The organism is Streptomyces sp. NPDC056160 (genome assembly GCF_042268205.1).
Lineage (GTDB): Bacteria > Actinomycetota > Actinomycetes > Streptomycetales > Streptomycetaceae > Streptomyces.
Genome location: NZ_JBHJUW010000286.1, coordinates 1 through 3,786, shown reverse-complemented (window position 1 = coordinate 3,786; position 3,786 = coordinate 1). Strand labels below are relative to the sequence as shown.

At 66.6% G+C, this 3,786-nt stretch carries 5 protein-coding genes and 3 pseudogenes; 5 read left to right on the top strand and 3 right to left on the bottom strand.

What is annotated here, in order from left to right; genetic code table 11:
- Window positions 1–112: 112 nt before the first annotated feature.
- A complete protein-coding gene (locus tag ACFC02_RS41980; RefSeq protein WP_376368208.1) occupies window positions 113–490 on the bottom strand; it encodes a nuclear transport factor 2 family protein in 378 nt (125 codons plus the stop codon).
- A 78-nt stretch (window positions 491–568) separates the two neighbouring features.
- Between ACFC02_RS41980 and ACFC02_RS41975 the strand changes: the two genes are divergently transcribed.
- From ACFC02_RS41975 to ACFC02_RS41960, 4 genes and pseudogenes are all read left to right on the top strand, one after another.
- Window positions 569–1,105, top strand: coding sequence for a VOC family protein (locus tag ACFC02_RS41975; RefSeq protein WP_376368206.1), 537 nt, complete (start codon window positions 569–571; stop codon window positions 1,103–1,105).
- A pseudogene (locus ACFC02_RS41970) lies at window positions 1,098–1,337 on the top strand (MerR family transcriptional regulator); the annotation flags it as partial. The gene ACFC02_RS41975 and the pseudogene ACFC02_RS41970, both read left to right, overlap by 8 nt.
- 118 nt (window positions 1,338–1,455) lie before the next feature.
- Complete coding sequence (locus tag ACFC02_RS41965; protein ID WP_376368204.1) at window positions 1,456–1,671, top strand: hypothetical protein; 216 nt, start codon at window positions 1,456–1,458, stop codon at window positions 1,669–1,671.
- Window positions 1,622–1,807, top strand: a complete 186-nt coding sequence (locus tag ACFC02_RS41960; RefSeq protein WP_376368202.1) for a hypothetical protein — start codon at window positions 1,622–1,624, stop codon at window positions 1,805–1,807. Before ACFC02_RS41965 ends, ACFC02_RS41960 begins: the two co-directional genes overlap by 50 nt.
- Before the next feature lie 16 nt (window positions 1,808–1,823).
- Here the strand turns inward: ACFC02_RS41960 and ACFC02_RS41955 are convergent, their stop codons facing one another.
- Window positions 1,824–2,102: a hypothetical protein gene (locus tag ACFC02_RS41955; protein WP_376368200.1), complete on the bottom strand. Its 279-nt coding sequence runs from the start codon at window positions 2,100–2,102 to the stop codon at window positions 1,824–1,826.
- A gap of 146 nt (window positions 2,103–2,248) precedes the next feature.
- Window positions 2,249–3,205: pseudogene (locus ACFC02_RS41950) on the bottom strand (IS630 family transposase); the annotation flags it as partial.
- A gap of 48 nt (window positions 3,206–3,253) precedes the next feature.
- Here ACFC02_RS41950 and ACFC02_RS41945 point away from each other — a divergent pair.
- Window positions 3,254–3,693, top strand: a pseudogene (locus tag ACFC02_RS41945) (transposase); the annotation flags it as partial.
- Between the last annotated feature and the right edge of the window lie 93 nt (window positions 3,694–3,786).

Here is a 3,786-nt window from a genome sequence, read left to right as displayed (position 1 = left end):
CTACAAGGCCACCATCAGCATCAACATGCTCACAACCGACCCTTGACACGGCCCAGACCGCCCTAACTGAACGGCGTTGCCACTAGAACCCAAGCGGCCGGGGACGGCCCCTTCAGCGCGCTCCGGCCGGGTTGGCGTCCTCGCCCAGGTAGGTGCCGTAACCCTCGCGGACCCGCGGGCCGTCGAAGACCAGGACCTCGTTGACCAAACCGCGCTTCTGGTTACGGTAGTTGACGACCAGGCAGTCCACGCCGACGTAGCTCCCGACGATCTCGAAGCGCAGGTCGGGAATGCGGTGCAGGCCCTCCGTCCAGTAGGCGCGCAGCGCGTCCTTGCCCCGGATCGCCCCGTCCCCGCCGAGCAGTTGTGCGGCCACCGGTGACCGGAACGTCACGTCGTCCGTGAAGTGGGCCAGCAGGGAGTCCAGGTCGTGCGCGTTCCAGGCGCTCACCCAGGAGTCGACGAACGTCCGTGCCGTTGCTTGGTCCATGACCGCATTATGCCGAGGCCGCGCGGATTCACGAACGGGCTTGACCCTCACGTTGCGTGAGGCTGGAAGGTGGGGCGCATGAGCGACCAACACAACGCGTTCGAGATGAGCCCCGTCCCCGCTCCCGGCCCGGACGCGGTGCCGCCGGAGCCGTTCCGCGGCATCTACGGGATGCCCGCGTTCGTGACGATCCCCACCGGCGACCTGGCGGCGTCGGTGGACTTCTGGACCCGTGGGCTCGGGTTCTTCGAGCTGTTCGGCATCCCCGGCAGGCTGGTGCACCTGCGCAGGTGGGCGTTCCAGGACGTGCTGCTCGTCCCGGCGCAGAGCGTGCCGCAGGAGGCATCGGCGGTGAGCGTCAGTTTCGCGTGCGTGCTCAGCCAGGTCGACTCCCTCGTCGAGTCCTGTCGTGCGCTGCGCCCGGACTCGGTCGACGGTCCGCGGGACACTCCCTGGAACACCTGTGACGTGGTGGTGACCACCCCCGAGAACGCGCGGATCGTCCTCACCGCGGCGAAGCCCTTCGACCCGGCCGGTCAGGAGGCGCGGAACCTCGCGGCCGTCGGGATCACCCCGCCGGACGCCGGGCGCGGCGACAATGAGGACCATGGATGATGCCACTGGTGCCGACGGTCTGACCGTCGGGCAGGTGTCGACGCGTCTGGGCGTGACGGTCCGCGCGCTGCACCACTGGGACGAGATCGGTCTGGCGCGGCCGTCGCTGCGCACGGCCGGCGGGTACCGGCTCTACACCGCCGGTGATCTGGAACGCCTCCACCGCATCGTCGTCTACCGCGAGGTCGGTCTCGGCCTGGACCGGATCCGGGCCGTCCTGGACGACTCGGCCGAGGTCCACCGCTGACGGCCGATCACCTCCTACCGATCACGCCCCCGACCGGCACGAGCATCCCAACCGCGACCCACACCAGCCCCACGACCAGCAACTTCAAGATGAAACGGCCTCATTGCAGATCGAGATGCTGCTCATCGAGATCATCGGTGCCCTGGTCGTGCTGTTCCTGCAACTCGTCATCGACTCGGCGCTGTGGATGTTCGTCGGTGCCGTCACCGCTGTCGGCTCCGCCCCGGGCATCAGGACCGACACCGCCGCGGGCACCAGCACCGGCCGCGATGAGCCAGGAGCCTGGCCGCAGCTTCCTCGACCTGAGCCCGGACGGTGAGGACGAGCACGGCCCGGGGAAGAGCATCCTCGACCTTGGTCCGGAGTCGCCGGTGGCGGAGGACGTCGGGAGCCATGTCTACGCGGTGCTGAACCCGTCGGGGCCCGGCGGCCCCGACGCCCGTCGTGACCGGTGAATGCGGATGAGTCGCCTTACACGTAGTGCCTCCACCACAGGTTCACCACACCGTCACCCTGGGCACAGTAGAAGTACTCGTTGGCACTCCCCGAACCGTTGCCGTAGTTCGCGTAGTTGTTGTTGTACTGCGCGGCGTAGCACGCCTGCCACGAGTTGGTGTAACCAGCGAGCGTGTTCTGCAGCGTGGCCGCGGGGGCCGCGGATGCGGTTCCCGCGGCTGCCACGGTCACACCCACGGTGGCGGTGGCAGCGAGGAGAAGTCCGGTTGCGGCGCGCTTGATGCGAAGAGTCATGAGCAAAGTAAATACGTATTAATGTATCTGCGCAAGGTCTTCGGTGAGGCATGCACCGGTATCCAGGTGTTCATGGAAACGGTGTCGGCGGCTCGACAGCGCGTAGCTGGACAGGTTCCTACTGTGATGAGCCTGAAATCGCAGGCTTAAGTCTCTCGCTGATTCTCAGTGACTGGCGGAGTGACCTTGGTGAGGTAGTCGGCGAGAGATTTGAGGATCTCGTCGGCGGTCTTGGTCCAGGTGAAGGGCCTGGGGTTCTCGTTCCACGAGTCGATCCAGGCCCTGATGTCATCCTCCAGCGCCTTCACCGAGGTGTGGACGCCACGACGGGTGAGCTTGTCGGTCAGCAGGCCGAACCACCGCTCGACCTGGTTGATCCAGGAAGAGCCGGTCGGAGTGAAGTGGACATGGAAGCGGGGGTGCTTGCCGAGCCAGGTCTTGATCTCGGGGGTGTTGTGGGTGGCGTAGTTGTCACACACCAGGTGCACATCGAGCCCGGCAGGAACCGCCTTGTCTATCGTGACCAGAAACTTTTTGAACTTGACGGCCCGGTGGCGGCGGTGCAGTTCACCGATGACGGTGCCGTCGGCGATGTTGAAGGCGGCGAACAGGCTGGTGATGCCGTGTCGCAGGTAGTCGTGGGTGCGCCGTTCGGGCATGCCCGGCATCATCGGCAGCACCGGCTGGGAACGGTCCAGCGCCTGAATCTGGCTCTTCTCGTCCACGCACAACACCACGGCTTTCTCCGGCGGGTTGTGATACAGGCCGACGACGTCGACGACCTTCGCGACGAACTGCGGGTCGGTGGAGAGCTTGAAGGCATCCTGCAGGTGCGGCTTGAGGTCGAACTTCTTCCAGATCCGCCCGATGGTCGACTTCGACAAGCCGGTGCGGGCGGCCATGGAGGCCCGCGACCAGTGGCTGTCCTGGCCCGGGGTGGATTCCAGCGTCGCGGCGACCACGTCCTCGACCTGGTCGAGCAGGATGGACGGCGGCCGACCGGGCCGCGGCTCGTCGACCAGACCGTCCAGCCGCCGCTTCACGAACCGGGCCCGCCAGCGGTTCACCGACTGCTCGCTCACGCCGAGTGCGGCCGCCACCTGAACCGTTCCGAGTTCGGTAGGGACTCGATCATTTGAGAGGATCGAGTTATGGCACGTCCTTCCCCTTACCCGTTTGAGCTGCGCCGTCGTGCGGTGCGGATGGTCGCCGAGGTGCGGCCCGACTACGACACCGAGTGGGCCGCGATGAAAGCGGTCGCGTCCAAGCTCGGGATCGGCACGACCGAGACGCTGCGCAAGTGGGTGCGGCAGGACCAGATCGACGCCGGTACCCGGCCGGGCACCACGACCGAGGAGTCGGCCGAGCTGAAGCGGCTGAAGAAGGAGAACGCCGAGCTGAAGCGGGCGAACGAGATCCTCAAGGCCGCGGCGTCTTTCTTCGCGGCCGAGCTCGACCGGCCACACACGCGCTCGTAGCGTTCATCGACGAGCACCGGGACCGCTTCGGCGGTGTCGAGCCGATCTGCCGCGTGCTGAGCGCACACGACTGCAAGATCGCCCCTGCCACCTACTACGCCCACCACAAACGGGGTCTTCGAAGTTGAGCGGTGCAAGGTCGGTGGCCGCTGACTGCCCGTCACGGTCTGTGACGGGTGGGGTGGTTGTCGGCCCTGGATGTAGGA